Annotated in this window: 15 protein-coding genes; 7 read left to right on the plus strand and 8 right to left on the minus strand. The window is 56.2% G+C overall.

Going from position 1 to position 14,119, the window contains the following annotated elements; genetic code table 11:
* Window positions 1-43: 43 nt before the first annotated feature.
* Window positions 44-730, minus strand: a complete 687-nt coding sequence (locus HMPREF9241_RS00305; RefSeq protein ID WP_006680266.1) for a nucleotide exchange factor GrpE — start codon at window positions 728-730, stop codon at window positions 44-46.
* A complete protein-coding gene (dnaK, locus tag HMPREF9241_RS00310) occupies window positions 727-2,583 on the minus strand; it encodes a molecular chaperone DnaK (protein ID WP_006680267.1) in 1,857 nt (618 codons plus the stop codon). Before dnaK ends, HMPREF9241_RS00305 begins: the two co-directional genes overlap by 4 nt.
* A gap of 196 nt (window positions 2,584-2,779) precedes the next feature.
* On the opposite strand from dnaK, the gene HMPREF9241_RS00315 reads away from it, so the two are divergent.
* The 4 genes from HMPREF9241_RS00315 (at window position 2,780) to HMPREF9241_RS00330 (ending at window position 5,785) form a co-directional block, all read left to right on the plus strand.
* Complete coding sequence (locus HMPREF9241_RS00315; RefSeq protein WP_131367583.1) at window positions 2,780-2,980, plus strand: hypothetical protein; 201 nt, start codon at window positions 2,780-2,782, stop codon at window positions 2,978-2,980.
* Between the two features lie 139 nt (window positions 2,981-3,119).
* On the plus strand, window positions 3,120-4,286 hold the full coding sequence (locus HMPREF9241_RS00320; RefSeq protein ID WP_040318389.1) for a methyltransferase domain-containing protein: 1,167 nt from the start codon (window positions 3,120-3,122) through the stop codon (window positions 4,284-4,286).
* 124 nt (window positions 4,287-4,410) lie between these two features.
* Complete coding sequence (locus tag HMPREF9241_RS00325; protein WP_006680269.1) at window positions 4,411-4,836, plus strand: SMI1/KNR4 family protein; 426 nt, start codon at window positions 4,411-4,413, stop codon at window positions 4,834-4,836.
* Window positions 4,837-4,840: 4 nt separating this feature from the next.
* Complete coding sequence (locus tag HMPREF9241_RS00330; protein ID WP_006680270.1) at window positions 4,841-5,785, plus strand: hypothetical protein; 945 nt, start codon at window positions 4,841-4,843, stop codon at window positions 5,783-5,785.
* 166 nt (window positions 5,786-5,951) lie between these two features.
* On the opposite strand, the gene HMPREF9241_RS09525 is transcribed toward HMPREF9241_RS00330, so the two are convergent.
* On the minus strand, window positions 5,952-6,410 hold the full coding sequence (locus HMPREF9241_RS09525; RefSeq protein ID WP_243440746.1) for a DNA cytosine methyltransferase: 459 nt from the start codon (window positions 6,408-6,410) through the stop codon (window positions 5,952-5,954).
* Window positions 6,411-6,478: 68 nt separating this feature from the next.
* Window positions 6,479-7,471, minus strand: a complete 993-nt coding sequence (hemH, locus tag HMPREF9241_RS00340; RefSeq protein WP_006680272.1) for a ferrochelatase — start codon at window positions 7,469-7,471, stop codon at window positions 6,479-6,481.
* Between the two features lie 242 nt (window positions 7,472-7,713).
* Between hemH and HMPREF9241_RS00345 the strand changes: the two genes are divergently transcribed.
* Together HMPREF9241_RS00345 and HMPREF9241_RS00350 are read left to right on the plus strand one after the other, a co-directional pair.
* Window positions 7,714-7,956, plus strand: a complete 243-nt coding sequence (locus tag HMPREF9241_RS00345; protein WP_006680273.1) for a hypothetical protein — start codon at window positions 7,714-7,716, stop codon at window positions 7,954-7,956.
* A gap of 379 nt (window positions 7,957-8,335) precedes the next feature.
* Window positions 8,336-8,788, plus strand: coding sequence for a GNAT family N-acetyltransferase (locus HMPREF9241_RS00350; RefSeq protein ID WP_006680274.1), 453 nt, complete (start codon window positions 8,336-8,338; stop codon window positions 8,786-8,788).
* A gap of 230 nt (window positions 8,789-9,018) precedes the next feature.
* On the opposite strand, the gene HMPREF9241_RS00355 is transcribed toward HMPREF9241_RS00350, so the two are convergent.
* A complete protein-coding gene (locus tag HMPREF9241_RS00355; protein ID WP_006680275.1) occupies window positions 9,019-9,222 on the minus strand; it encodes a hypothetical protein in 204 nt (67 codons plus the stop codon).
* A gap of 36 nt (window positions 9,223-9,258) precedes the next feature.
* Entirely contained in the window at window positions 9,259-10,098 is an 840-nt protein-coding gene (locus HMPREF9241_RS00360) for an aldo/keto reductase (RefSeq protein ID WP_006680276.1), read from the minus strand.
* A 41-nt stretch (window positions 10,099-10,139) separates the two neighbouring features.
* Between HMPREF9241_RS00360 and HMPREF9241_RS00365 the strand changes: the two genes are divergently transcribed.
* Window positions 10,140-11,441: a M18 family aminopeptidase gene (locus HMPREF9241_RS00365; protein ID WP_006680277.1), complete on the plus strand. Its 1,302-nt coding sequence runs from the start codon at window positions 10,140-10,142 to the stop codon at window positions 11,439-11,441.
* A 338-nt stretch (window positions 11,442-11,779) separates the two neighbouring features.
* Here the strand turns inward: HMPREF9241_RS00365 and HMPREF9241_RS00370 are convergent, their stop codons facing one another.
* Complete coding sequence (locus HMPREF9241_RS00370; RefSeq protein WP_006680278.1) at window positions 11,780-13,348, minus strand: aspartate:alanine exchanger family transporter; 1,569 nt, start codon at window positions 13,346-13,348, stop codon at window positions 11,780-11,782.
* Between the two features lie 13 nt (window positions 13,349-13,361).
* Window positions 13,362-14,069 carry a TetR/AcrR family transcriptional regulator gene (locus tag HMPREF9241_RS00375; protein WP_006680279.1) on the minus strand — a complete coding sequence of 236 codons (708 nt, stop codon included), beginning with the start codon at window positions 14,067-14,069 and terminating at the stop codon, window positions 13,362-13,364.
* Window positions 14,070-14,119: the final 50 nt, after the last annotated feature.

The following is a 14,119-nucleotide window of genomic DNA, read 5'->3' on the forward strand; positions in this document are numbered from 1 at the left end:
ACCTCCATCATTCTTTGAGTTTGGGCGGATACGGGTATGTGGTTTATTCAGGGTTGTCCACCATGACCTTCGCAGCACGTAGAATCTTTTCATCGCGACGATAGCCGGGCTGGAGGATCTGGGCGATGGTTGCTACCTGAACCTCTGGGTTCACGTTGGCAAGCAGGGCCTCATGCTGAGTGGGATCGAATTCTTCACCTACAGCGCCGTAGCGTTCCAGGTTGAAGCGCGAGGCCAGAACGCTTTCCAGCTTCGTTGCAATCGCAGCAAAGGGGCCATCTTCGAGCTCCCCGTGAGCGCGGGCCGCATCGATGTCATCGAGAACGCTGATGAGCGCTTCAATGACTTCGCTCTGGCCGGATTCACGGTGGCCTGAAGCAGCTTCCTTCGCCCTGCGCACGTAGTTCGAGTACTCCTGATTCAGGTTGTACAGGTCAGCGTGCGCACGTGCCAGCTGGTCTTCGAGGTCAGCGATTTTCTCGAGTGCGTTTGCGAGGTCCGAGTCTTCAACTTGTTCCTCGAAGGCGCTCATGTCAGTCAGTGCCTCGTCAGCTAACTGCGCGGTGGCTTCGCCTGCAGTTTCCCCGGTTGATGCGGACGCGGCCGCGCCGGCTGCGAACTGTTCGTCCGAGCTCGGTGCGACCTGCGCCTGCGATGCCTGGTCGTTGACCTTGGCATCGCTGTGATCCTGGGGACCGGACTGGAAGCCCTGGTTCTCAGTTTCGCTCACTTGGTGTCGTCCTCATCCACGATTTCAGCATCGATGACGTCTTCATCAGCTGCGGGGGCGTCGCCAGCCGGAGTCTCGGTGCCTGCTGCTTCAGCCGCCTGCTGGGAGGCATAGACCTCTTCGCCGATCTTCATCGCGGAAGCGTTGAGCTTCTCGAGAGCTGACTTCACGGCCTCGATGTCCTCGCCCTTGAGCGCTTCCTTGACGGCGTCAACGTCAGCCTGAACCGCGGCGCGAGTCGCCTCGGTGACGGTTTCGCCGTTGTCCTTGAGGAGCTTCTCAATCGAGTAAACGACCTGCTCAGCCTGGTTCCGAGTGTCGGCGTCTTCACGGCGCTTCTTGTCCTCGGCTGCGTGTTCTTCAGCTTCCTTCACCATGCGGTCGATGTCTTCCTTTGGAAGAGCGGAGCCACCGGTGATGGTGACGGACTGTTCCTTGCCGGTGCCACGGTCCTTCGCGGAAACGTGGACGATACCGTTGGCGTCGATGTCGAAGGTGACCTCAATCTGCGGGATGCCACGTGGAGCCGGCGCAATACCGGACAGCTCGAAGGTGCCGAGCAGCTTGTTGTCCCGGGCGAACTCACGCTCACCCTGGTAGACCTGAATGAGCACGGACGGCTGACCGTCTTCGGCGGTCGAGAAGACCTCGGACGCCTTGGTCGGGATCGCGGTGTTGCGATCGATCAACTTGGTCATGATGCCACCCTTGGTCTCGATACCGAGGCTCAGCGGGGTCACGTCGATCAACAGGACATCCTTGCGGTCACCCTGGATGACGCCGGCCTGGAGGGCCGCACCAACGGCGACAACCTCATCGGGGTTCACGCCCTTGTTCGGTTCACGGCCACCGGTCAGCTGCTTGACCACGTCGGAAACGGCAGGCATACGGGTGGAGCCACCGACCAGAACCACGTGGTCAATGTCGTTGACGGAGATTCCGGCTTCGGCAATGACGTCGTGGAACGGCTTCTTGGTGCGATCCAGCAGGTCCGAGGTCATTTCCTCGAACTTTGCGCGGGTCAGGGACTCGTCCAGGTGGATCGGGCCGTCTGCGGTCATCGACAGGTACTGCAGGGAGATGTTAGTCGAGGTTGCGCTGGAGAGTTCCTTCTTGGCCTGCTCAGCGGTTTCCTTCAGGCGCTGCAGAGCGACGGTGTCCTTGGACAGGTCCGCGCCAGTCTTCGCCTTGACCTGATCAATCAGCCAGTTGACGATGCGCTGATCCCAGTCGTCGCCACCGAGGCGGTTGTCGCCGGAGGTTGCGCGAACCTGAATGGTCGAGAAACCGTCGTCGTCCTTGCCGATTTCGAGCAGGGAGACGTCAAAGGTTCCACCACCGAGGTCGAAAACCAGGATGAGTTCATCTTCCTTGCCCTTTTCGAGGCCGTATGCAAGTGCTGCTGCGGTGGGCTCGTTAACGATGCGCTGGACGTTGAGGCCTGCGATCTGGCCTGCGTCCTTCGTTGCCTGACGCTCAGCGTCGTTGAAGTAGGCGGGGACAGTGATGACAGCATCGGTGACGGGTTCACCGAGGAATGCTTCCGCGTCAGCCTTCAGCTTGGAGAGGATGCGCGCGGAGATTTCCTGAGCGGTGTACTTCTTATCGTCAATTTCGATGCTCCAGTCGGTGCCCATGTGACGCTTGACCGAGGAGATCGTACGGTCAACGTTGGTCACAGCCTGACGCTTTGCGATTTCGCCAACGAGGACCTCGCCAGACTTGGAGAATGCGACGACGGAAGGCGTGGTGCGCATGCCTTCTGCGTTCGCGATGATTGTGGGTTCACCGCCTTCGAGGACAGCGATTGCGGAGTTGGTGGTACCGAGGTCAATGCCTACTGCACGTGCCATGTATATGTTCCTTTCGTTCAGTCACCCAGCTTCGCCGGTGACTGCATGTGAAGATTTCTTGGACTGCCGTATGCGCAAGGCGCCTACTTGAGTCCGACAGGCTCAACTTTATACACCCAAACTTCACCACGCAAGAGGAAAACGAAAAGTTGAGTCACCAAAACTCAATGTTCACACATTTATGCAGGTCAAGAGCGTGTTTGACTTGACACATTACCAAGCGCTTACCGGTGTTTTCAGCGATCCCGTCGACGATAACCCAACTGGAGTCATGGAAGAGGCTGACTACGAGGCTCTTGATCTCAACCGGCGTTACATCACCACGAAAGCAAGCCACTCCGGGCGACTTCCCCAACGCGATCACCGATCAGATGACAGTCTGCGACGTTGTCTTTAAGGCAGCGAACACTCACTTCCGTCTTACCTGCCAAGGAGTGAGAGAATACTGAGACGTATCCGACCCTCCCCCTTACAGCGAATAGGCGGACCTTGTGTCTTCGATCCAGCTCAGGCTTTCCCCGCGTTCCACAAGCGACATTCTCTGTCAGCACTGGAATGCAGGTCGTTGCCACTCGTGCACGAATATTGAGGTTCCTTACGGCGACCAGCTTGCCACGAAGACAACGCGTGTTCGCGACCAGTTAGCCGACGTTGCTGGAGCCACCGATATCGCATGGCTTCCCCCTGTTGCCTCGTCGCCGACCGGCTTTCGCACGAACGCAAAGTTGGTCGTCGGTGGCACGAGGCGTCGGCCGACTCTTGGCATTTTGGGACGCGATCGCAGGGGTGTTGACCTGCCGGATTGCCCGATTCAGCATTCTGCAATTAACCGTGCGACGCCGGGGTTGAAGCGCTTTATTCGCCAGCTGAACCTGACGCCGTATGACGTGCCCACGAAGAGCGGCGAGTTGAAGTATGTGCTACTCACCGTCGGCGTGGATAATGCTCTGATGTGTCGCTTCGTGCTTCGCACGCGCGACCGCGTCTCCGATATTCGCAAGGCACTCCCCTACTTGTTTGACTTGGTGCCCCATATTGAGGTCGTCACCGCAAACATTCACCCCACACACGAAGCGATCGTCGAAGGTCCCGACGAGATCATTCTGACCACGCGTCGCACACTGAAGATGGCGGTCGGCGATGTTCAGCTGGCGCTCGGGCCTCGTTCATTCACGCAGACGAATACGGAGGTGGCCGGAAAGTTGTACCGCCAGGTCACCGAATGGGCAGTTTCGGATAACGAGGCCGACCATCCTCGCTCAGCCTGGGATCTTTACTGCGGGGTCGGAGGTTTCGCTCTTCACTTGGCAGCAGCCGGCATTACTCCCGTAACAGGCGTGGAAGTATCGGATCAGGCGATAGCTTCGGCAATTCAAGGTGCTCGCCAGTTGAAGCTGGGGCGCGCGGACGCGCAGTTCATCGCTAAGGACGCGACGGCTTGGGCTGCTCGCCAGCCCGAAGAAAGCCGACCGGACGTGCTGGTTATTAACCCGCCACGTCGAGGGATCGGCTCAGAATTGGCCTCGTGGATTAACGAATCTGGAATCCCGCGAGTCATCTACTCGTCGTGCAACCCGAAATCGCTCGCACACGACTTGACGGAAATGCCGAGCTATCGGGGCCTCGAAGCGCGCATATTCGACATGTTCCCGCACACGGATCATGTGGAGACGGCAGTATTGATGTCAAGGGTCGGAGCGTAATAAGCTATAAAATACGGTGATACTCCACTTTTCTGGCAATCGGGCTGATTTATCATTGAGCAGATAAAACGCTCTGTGGCAAAAAGGGACTGCGAGTGATCTGTAATGCAAAGGAGCGTAATTTATGATTATAGAAGAATTAAAAGTCATCGTTGACAGGCTTAACAAACAAGGGAAGATGATTTTTCTCGAAGGAGCAACAGAAGAACAGATTACTCGGTTCGAGAAAGAACATGAAATTACACTTCCTGAAAAGTATAAAGAGTGGCTTTTGCACTCTGATGGTGGTGAATTATTTCTGCCAGCCGGAGTCCAGTTTTACGGTGTGGCCCATAAGCCAGTTATTGATGTAAATGAAAATGACAGGCCTGATGAAAACTACATTGTCATCGGCGCATTAGCTTCAGGCGATCCGGTATTATGTGAGAAGTCGGGAGAGAAAATTTCGATATACAATCACGAGGCAGGAAGTGTTGATGACGAGCTGACCTATGATGATTTTTACACTTTTTTGAACGACCTTTATGACTTGCTTGGTATAGGAGAGTGAGCCTATGCCAAAAACAAGTATAAAGGAAAGAAATAAGGCGATAAGACTTGCTTGGGAAAGAGAGCAAAAATTAGTCGCTGAAGGCAAAGGAACACGGGACTGGTCGCAGGATCAGCAAAAGGACATTCTTGATCCTGAAAAAGGAAAAGCCTACGACGAAAATGGGCGTGCTTTTGAAGGCCAGCACATGAAGAGCGCTGCTGAATATTCTGAGTATCAGGGCGATCCGGATAATATTCAGTTTCTTTCAAGAGATGAACATCTGGAGGCACATAAAGGAAGTTGGCAGAATCCGACTAACTGGTACTATAATCCGGAAACGAAAGAGTTCGTAGATTTCGGAGATAATAAACCTACTCCTTGTGCTCCGATTAATCTTAGTGAGCCGGTATGCAGTCCTGTTATTGAGAGCCAGAATAATAGCGAAAAACTACAAACGGTCAAGCATGATACAACTTCTACAGAGCACACAAAACCTTCACGACAAGAGGATGTGTCGCACCACTCTGAAAACATATCACAAAAGAATCCTACAGTAGCTCCACCTGAGACACATGAGGGCATTGGTGATAAGAATAAGATTTCCCATATTTTTGACGTTGCAAACGAATTTGGTAAAAAGCATCCTGTTCTTACGGGTGCATTAAAGGCTGCGGGGTATATAATTGCTGGAGTAGGTGCAATATATCTCGCCAGCGAGTCGGGCGGTGGATCAAGTTCCTCTTCGTCAGAAGAAGATATCAGTGGTTCTTCTGATGACGACTACAGCGATTATTCGAGTTCGGATGAGTTGGATAGCCCATCTTCCAGTAGAGATTATCCAGACGAGCGATCATCGCCGGCTGAGCATACAGTGCCCGCACACGGACAGCATTATCGCACAAAGGATGGTCTGATCTGGAAAGAAAAAGAACCGTATCAACGCGGCGGTAAACACGATGATGATTAGAATCGAGACGATGGGATTTCGGACATATTCCCTCAGAGCGATGAGTAGAGACGATTGGAAAATCTGCGCGTCCGCTTATATATAGTAGGAACAACCACATCGACCTGTTTCCGAGAACGTCCGAAGTCGATAAAATGGCGATTTTGAGGGTGTAAAAGTTGTGGATTTATTTCCGAGAACGAACGGTACCGAAAAAATCGGCAAAAATGACCATTTGACATCCATCTGGAGCAATCAAGCCACGCCGAGGTTGCAATTGCCTTGGAGCGTTGCTGACTACAATCGCCTCAGGCTTGGCTGAGCACTGAGACAAGCTCAGAAATTGGGCGCATGCCCCCAGTTTGAACGTTGTGTCCTCCTTCGCCCATATTTGACGATATCCCGCCACTGAAAAAGCCTGACAGGGGAAACCTCCGACAAAGATATCGGCATCGGGTACTTCTTCAGGCAGAACCTCGTGAATATCGCGACCATCTACTGTGAGGTCAAAGTTCTGTTCGTACGTTTCAACGGCATATGGATCGAACTCACTGGCGTAAATCATCTTTACTGTGCCGGTTTCTTCGAATCCGAGTCGATCCCTCCGACTCCCGCCAAGAATGACTAACGTCCAGTTCTCGGCCATGAATATGCCCCATTTCCACGTGGTACGCCCCACGGCTAACAGGAATTGCGGCACGCCGCAGCTTGGCCTCAATCACCCCAGCCGGCAAGCAGGTTTCGCGCCTGCTCAGCCAATGCGTCAATTGCAGGCTGCGCTTCATTGGCCCATGGAATGTAGTGGAACTCTGATCCGCCCGCATCAGTGAATGCTGTACGGTTCAGCTGGTCAATCTCTTCAAGGGTCTCCAGACAGTCGGCAACGAAGCCGGGGCAGATGATATCGACGCGCCTCGTCCCCTGCTTGCCGAGTTCACCAACCGTGTCGATCGTCGCCGGACCATTCCACTCGGCAGGACCGAAAACAGACTGGAAAGTAGCGATGCAGGACTCTTCATTCAGTCCCAGTCGCTCACGCAGAAGCGCAGCCGTTTCCTTGCATTCGTCAATGTAGGGATCACCCTTCTTCGACATGGCAACCGGAATTGAGTGGAACGAGAGGATCAGACGGTCACCACCGGCAAAGTCCGGAGTGCCGTTGAGCTCCCACGACTCACGGATTGGACTTTCAAGCGCGTCAATATAGGTGGACGCAGTCGGAAACGAACGGGATAGCCGGATTTCAGGGTGCTCGCGCCTCGACAGTAGCCACTTGGCGGCCGCGTCATTCACGGACGCAATCGTGGTCGCCGAATACTGCGGGTAGGCCGACAGGATCGCGATCTTTCGATAGCCCTGCGTCATCAGATCATCAAGGACACTTCCGAGGCTTGGCTGGCCGTAGCGCATTGCGGGCACGACTTTCATTCCAAGCTGTTCGCTCAGAAGTTCCGCCTGACGTGTCGTGTAGTGCAGTAGCGGGGATCCTTCATCCAGCCACACGGTCCGATATTTCGCGGCGGATTGGGCCGGTCGAACGCGCAGGATCACTCCCTCAAGGATCGGGCGCCAGACAGCTTTCGGCATTTCAATGACTCGCGAATCACTGAGGAACTCACGCAAATACGTGCGAACATCCGCAGTCGTCGGAGTTTTCGGAGTTCCAAGGTTGGCAAGTACGAGGGCCGGAGCATCACTGTGGCGCATAGTCCGAGTTTAACGGGTGGTTCACAGCGCTTTTCTGACAGGTGTCATCAGAATGTGTTCTGTCCGGTATGACGCACGAACCGTCGTATGTGTCGATGGCTACGTTACGACAACACGTCCAGCAAATCTGACCTGACTAGCACAACCGACCAACCGACCAACCGACCAACCGACCAAGATACCAACTAAGGTGCCGACCAAGATAACTATTGGAAGTTCGACAGTTTTCTTGGGAGGTGCAGATGGAAAACGTTTCAGCAGGGGAAAACGGCGCGGTCATCGACCGTGTCACAGTCCTCGGCTTGCGCACAGTGATCGGCAGCCTGGCCCTACCCGTCATCATTGCTCGCATTGTTTCCGCGAACGGCAATTTTGCTCTTAATAGGAAGGTTTTCCATGCTCGCCCTGGCACTCTTGTCTCAACTGGTCTCCGGTACGCTTCCCTCGCTGTCACGCTCGTTGGCACGTCGTACGTGGGCCTTTGACTTCTGACTCACGTCGGAATCCCGCTCTGGATTGCGAAGTTGATCGTCGACATTTCGCTCTACTGTGTGTCCTAGCGCGTGCAGAAACGTTGGGTTTTCGCCAAATATGAAACGCCCATGTACGAGGCCGGACAGGTTTCGCTCCCTGGCCTTCCGCTCCAATTTCACTGCTCGCGACCGCGGGGCAAGCCGGCTAGGTCCATGCGGATCAGCCGAAAGAGCACGAACTGTTTATTCGTCTGACCTCGCGGTTTGGGACGCATAAGGCGACGTGACATTCGAAGGGCGATCACGGTCGTTTCCTTGGGTGGCCTTCGCCCGTAGAATTGCGACAAGATTGCGACAGGATTGCGTGAAGACGCGAAGTGAAAGGACCCTTATGACCATCGAGATCATCACCGAATCGTCCCCCGAAATCGTCGAGGCGATGGAGCGCCTGATTCCTCAGCTGTCCCGTTCAGCTGCCCCACTGGACGCGGCTGGGTGCGAGCGTTTCATTTCTCAGCCCGGCGTTCACCTGTTCGTTTTCCGCTCCGACAAGGCTGACGAGTCCGGCGCTTTCCCGATCCTCGGCATGCTCTCGCTGGCAACCTTCGAGATCCCGACCGGCGTGCGCGCCTGGGTCGAGGATGTCGTTGTTGATTCAGCTGCTCGTGGCCAGGGTGCCGGTCAGGCGCTCGTTGAGGCCGCGATTCGCCATGCTCAGGAAGTTGGCGCACGCACGGTCGATCTGACCAGCCGTCCGTCACGCGAGGCAGCGAACCGCCTCTACCAGCGCGCCGGTTTCGAGTTGCGTGAGACGAACGTGTACCGCGTTCCACTGGACAAGTAAGCGCTACGTCGCCAGTTGGCGCCTTTTTCTTGGGTACGAGGCTGGGTCTGCTGACCTAGCCTCGTCCTTTTTGTTGCCCGAATTGCGAGCGAGGATCCGCTAGACACACCGCGTATTCACTCCGCCCTTGATGCAAGAGAGGGGCGAGAAGCGGTGGGCGACCTCGTGAATCAATCACACGGCGAGCGAGTGAAAACTAGCTGTTATCGACCAAGTCCGAAACCGTGGAGTCAACGACCTTTGGCGCACCGCCCGTCTCCCATTCGATCGGCATCCTTACGCAGTTTCAAGCCATAGAGAACGAAACCAATGGCAGCGGCAAGGAAAATCCAGCGAGGCCAGAAATCCACGGCATAGACCAAGTACGCGGAAAAAGCTGCGACAAAAAAGTTAACGTTCGAGCTCCGACGAAGATCATCGGGGTTGCGTGCCATAGTTCATCCTTTTCATATGCGTTTGTAAGCGTCGGCTTAGAACTCTTCGTAGAAAGCGGGGTCTTGGTTCGCACTGCGACCATCGGGGCGTGCAAGAGTGGCAATACGCGCCATCTGGTCTTCGCTAAGCTCGAAGTCGAATACGTCGAGATTTTCCGCCTGACGTTCTTTACTTGCTGACTTCGGAATCGGAAGAGTACCACGCTGGAGGTGCCAGCGAATGACAACCTGCGCGGGAGACTTACCGGTCTCGTGACCGATCTGAGTGAGAACAGGCTCATCGACAACGTGCAGTTTTCGAGCCAGCGGACTCCACGACATTGTCTGAACACCAAGATTGCGGTGGGCTTCAAGGCTTTCGGCCTGCGGGAAGTACGGATGAAGCTCGATCTGATTGACAGCGGGAACAACCCCGACTTCGTCGCGCAGGCGCTCAATGTGTTCGGGCAGAAAGTTCGAAACGCCAACCGATCGAATCAAGCCCTTCTTCTGCAGGTCAACAAGCGCTTGGAAGGCTTCAACGTAGAGCCCCTGACGCGGGTTCGGCCAGTGAATCAGGTAGAGATCCCAGTAGTCCAAACCGGCACTGAACAGGGATTCTTCAACCGTGTCAACGGCTTGTTCGTAGCGGTGATGGCGACCAGGAAGCTTTGAGACTAGGCGCAGGTCCTCGCGTGGAACGCCACAAGTGCGGACCGCTTGGCCCAGAGCCCCCTCGTTTTCGTAGTTGAACGCAGAGTCCAGCAGACGGTATCCGGCATGAATCGCGTTCACCATTGATTCGACGCCGGCGTGACCACGCAAATTGTACGTGCCCAAGCCGATCAGGGGAATTGTGGTGCCGTCGTTCAGGGCGTAGGTGTCTAAATGCTTCATTGCAGACATACCCTCAGCATAGTCGGGCTTACGATTAACCCATGGGCTACTTCGATTACTCTGAGACTGACGTACATACGATCGACTATCAGCACTTCCTGCTTGACTCCCCTTCCCCATATCACGCCGCCGACTTGGTGGCGCAACGCCTGGTGGATGCAGGTTTCACTCGCCAGGACGAAACTGAGCCGTGGAACGCGAGTCCCGGCGGACACGTCATGGTTCGCGGTGGCGCCGTCGCAGCGTGGGTCGTTCCGACTTCTGTCACTGAGCAGACCGGCTTCCGTATTGTTGGTGCGCACACCGATTCCCCTGTTTTCCACGTGAAGCCGTCGCTGACATCGTCGACCGCAGATGGTTGGGGTCAGATTGACGTCGAGGTCTACGGTGGCATGATGTGGAATTCGTGGCTTGACCGCGAGCTTGCTGTTGCCGGCCGATTGATGATGAAGGACGGTCGCCAAGTTCTGGTGCGCACCGGCGCACTGGCACGTATCCCACAGCTGGCAATTCACTTGGATCGTGGCGTGAACCCGGAAGGGCTGAAGCTCGATCCGCAGAAGCACCTGCACCCAGTGTGGACCGTCGATAACTCGGAAGCGAACTTCATGGCTGAGGTCGCGAAGTACGCCGGCGTGAATGTCAAGGACATCGTGTCACATGATTTGATCCTGATTCCTCAGCAAGGCCCTGCCACTTTTGGCGAGTCCGGCCAGTTCTTCGCTGCGGGTCAGCAGGACAATCTTTCCTCCGTTCACGCCGCTCTGACTGCATTTGAGCGCCTGACGAAGGCTGGGACTCCCACCGATGGTGACGTTCGAATTTTTATGTGCTTCAACCACGAGGAAATTGGTTCCGCAACCCGCGAAGGTGCTGCCGGCCCGATTTTGCAGACCGTTCTGGAGCGTACCGCCTACGCTCTGAATCGCGACGCCGACGGGGTTGCGCGCATGTTTGCCGCTTCGTCGTGCATCAGCGCGGACGCCGCCCACTCAGTACACCCCAACTACGCGGAGTATCACGACCCGGCAACTCATCCGGTGATGGGACGAGGCCCGGTCTTGAAGATCAACGCCAACCAGCGCTATGCGACCGACGGAGAAGGTATTGCCCTGTGGCACCGCGCGTGCGCTGCTGCGGGCGTGCCATCTCAGGACTTCGTGTCGAATAACGCGATGCCGTGCGGATCCACGATTGGCCCGATCACGGCGACTCGCCTGGGCATTCTGACGGTGGATGTGGGCGTCGGCCTCCTGTCGATGCACTCGGCTCGCGAAATGAGCCACGTCAACGACCTGATTGGTATGTCGAAGGCGCTCGAGGCCTACTGGCTGGGCGCCTGACGTACTCAGACTCATTGGTGCCCCGCGGACGATCCGCGGGGCACCAATGAGTAGTTCTGCATAATCCCCCTAGGCAAAGGTTCTCACGATCAGAAGCTGGTGAGCTCAGTCCTCGAAGGAAACAACGGCGGAACGGCCTGACCACCAAGGACACCGGTGTTGGAAGAAGAAACGGTGTATGCAATTGCGTGTGGTGTGTTCATGAGTCCATCTGACGACGGGAATTGGAGTCTCGCACGCTGAATCTCGCACCGTGTGGGGTACTCATACCGCACACCCAACATCCGTTCAGCTCATGCAATGGCCACCAATGGCGGTGGCGGTGGAGCACGTCGGTGTTAGATCGACCAGATGAACGGAACCAACAGGATCTTCACGACGATGGAGAAAGCAAACAGGCTCGCGTAGGCGGCCTCGATGCGTTCATCGGGAACGCGGGCGTCCGCGGCCTGCAAGACTGCCGGTTGCCCCAGGAAACCTGCGACTCCACCGGCGCTACGAGGCGCGGACAGACCGGCAAATCGACCGGCAAGAGCCTGAGCCACGCAGCAGACCACTACCAATATCACAGCGAGCAGCGCCGCCTTCGGACCATCGGGGCTGGTCAGAAGCGAAGCGAGTTCTGGCCCTGCATTCAAGCCGAGACCAGCAAGGAAAAGAAGCAAGCCGATCTGACGGATCGTAATATTCGCCGAGGTGGGAAGTGTCCATACCAGCGGCCCGGTGCGACGCAGGGCACCCAGCAACATGCCAACGATCAGCGGGCCGGCAGCAGAGCCAAGAGTGAACGAGGCCCCCGATGGCATCGGGAACGGAATCGCGCCGAGCAACATGCCCAGCACCAGACCGATACCGAACGCCATTGCGTCGACTTCCGCAACGCGCTTTTCGGAGTCTCCGAAGAAGGACTGGATTTCATCAAGCTCATCTGTCGGGACAACGACGGCGACGTGATCGCCGAGTTGCAGATCTAGGTCGTCTCGGGCAAGCAAGTCAAGGTCGCCTCGGCGGACGCGCGTGACAACAGCGCCGAAACGTGTGGCTACATTGAGCGCAGAAATCGGCTGGCCGGCAACTTCGGGGTTCGAGACAAGGATGCGCTCAAATGCGACATCCGAGCGGTCATCTTCAAGGTGGTGCTCGACGGGTTCGCCGATTTGATACGCGGCTTCTTCAATCTTTGCCGGGTCGCCCACAACCAGCACGAGATCCCCCTCGTACAGGTCCTCACCGGGAACGACAACGCGGGTTTCGCCTTTGCGACGCAGGTAGGACATGCGAACCTGCTGGTCACGCCACAAGGTTACGTGACGGGTGTTGATGCGTTTGGCAACGCGAACAGTCATCGTTTCCAAGGACTGACCGGCCAGTGAGGGGGTGTCTTTTTCGCCCACCCATTTGCGGGTGACGGTCATGGTAACAACGATGATCCCGATGATGACGCCGATCGGGTATCCGAAGGCGTAACCGACTGCGGCTTGCGGGTCGCCGGTGACGCGAGTGGCCGCGTCTAGGGCAGGAGCAGCGGTCAGAGCACCGGTGAATAGGCCGAGTGTCAGCCCCTTGGGAAGCTGAAGCAGACCGCCGCCGATGAACGCGGTAATTGCGCCGATGACGCAGACTACGGCACAGCTTCCAAGAAGCGCCGTCTGTTTTCGAATGTCTTTAAAGAACACTGCGCCCGACGAGATGCCGACCGTATAGACGAAGAATGCTAGGCCGATCTGTTGGACGATTTCCATGCCTTCGCCGACTTCGGGGTTCCACGCGGAGGCTGCGAGGCCGACGAAGAGTGCCCCGGCTGCGCCGAAACGAAGTGGACCAAAGCGGATTGCGCCGAGCGCAGCACCCACTCCAACAACCAGGAAGAGGGTAAGAAGGTGGTTCGCAATCAGCAGGGAGGCCATGCTTCAACCCTAGTCAGGCTCCATTTTCAGTTCCATCTTCTGTGCGTGGAACTGCCCACGTTGGGGTGAGCCCGGCGTTAGTTGCGTCCCAATTATCACCCTGGGAGGAAATCAGTCGCGACGAGGCGAAAATAAGCCCCTCGATCATTTGGGCGAGCATCCGCTTATTCGTACCACCGCCCATTGAGGGCGCAAACGACTCCAGATAGAAGGTGGTCAGGATTCGCGAGATCACTCCTGGCTCGAAAATCGATTGGCGTCCCATTCGGGCGAGCACGCCGCGGACGATTCTTCCGACTGCTGCTTCGAGCTGTTCACGTTCAGTGACGGGGAATGCATCATCGCTAGCGATAAGTTCGGGATGACGCATCATGTAGAGGTTGTATTCGCAGGTCAGAACGTACATTGTTCGCCCCTGCGCCGAAAAACTGTCAAGGACTGCCATGATGGTGCCAACGTCGGGTTCGCCTTCGATACCCGCGAGCGCCGCTTCGATTTCATCGACGATTGTGTGGGCGCGTTGGACGAGGACATCCTTCAATACTTCATCCATTGACGAGTAGTTGGAATAGAAGGCGCCTCGGGTAAAACCCGCTGCTTTGACGACGTCATCAATTTTTACGCCGGAGAATCCTTTTTCTACGAAGACGTCTGCGGCAGCGTCGAGAAGGCGGGCGCGGGTGTTGACGCGATTGCGTACGTCGCGGGTTTTGCTGCTCACTGCCCCTCCTTCGAGGACTGAAAATATCTATAGGATCACCCTAATCGAAG

The sequence above is a fragment of the Schaalia turicensis ACS-279-V-Col4 genome, assembly GCF_000296505.1.
Classification (GTDB): domain Bacteria; phylum Actinomycetota; class Actinomycetes; order Actinomycetales; family Actinomycetaceae; genus Pauljensenia; species Pauljensenia turicensis_A.